Raw genomic sequence first — 761 nt, 5'->3', positions numbered from 1 at the left:
GCCGTTCCTGGCGCGCCTGGCGGCCGATATCGCGCACACGCTGACCGGCATCGACATCCACCCGGCCGCGCAAATCGGCGCCAGCTTCTTCATCGACCACGGCACTGGGGTCGGGATCGGGGAGACGGCGATCCTCGGCCAGCGCGTGCGCCTGTACCAGGCCGTGACCCTCGGCGCGCGCCGCTTCCCGACCGACGAGCACGGCGCCCTGGTGAAAGGCGCGCCGCGCCACCCGATCGTCGAGGACGACGTCGTCATCTATGCCGGCGCCACCATCCTCGGGCGCATCACGGTGGGGGCGGGGTCGACCATCGGCGGCAACGTCTGGCTCACGCAAAGCGTGGCGCCGGGGAGCAACGTGACCCAGGCGCAGATGCGCGGCTGCTGAGGCGTTCTCCCAGGTCCGGCCGGATGCGCCACCGCCATTGCTCGATGGCGGTGCCGGCCGGCTGTAATTTTTTTCGATGCCGCGCCGTGAGCGAGGCAGCCGGCTCGCGTCCGCCTCATGCCGCTGCTACTTCGTTTTTTCCTCTCCGAACCGTCTTCATCAGGGTTTAAGGTTCCCTTAAGTCACCCTTACCAAAAAGTCAAACAGTTTATTTTATTAAGCGTAAATACAACAACCGGCAATCAGGCTCATTGCCGGATTTCAAGCACTTTCTTTCCTTAAGGCACTAACTTACCTGTCATTTTTACGAAGAGTCACTGATGACATGGCGAAACTTCGTCGGTTCTCGGCAAACTCCCCGTCAAATTGTGTC

The 761-nt window shown here is 62.0% G+C and carries 1 protein-coding gene; it reads left to right on the top strand.

What is annotated here, in order from left to right:
• On the top strand, positions 1 to 388 hold a 388-nt coding region (locus KVT32_RS27950), incomplete at its 5' end, for a serine O-acetyltransferase (RefSeq protein ID WP_217619180.1).
• Positions 389 to 761 lie beyond the last annotated feature (373 nt).

Source organism: Achromobacter sp. GbtcB20 (genome assembly GCF_019091095.1).
Lineage (GTDB): Bacteria > Pseudomonadota > Gammaproteobacteria > Burkholderiales > Burkholderiaceae_B > Achromobacter > Achromobacter mucicolens.
Note: the sequence above shows the minus strand (reverse complement) of the source record. Positions and strands in the feature narration are given on the sequence as shown.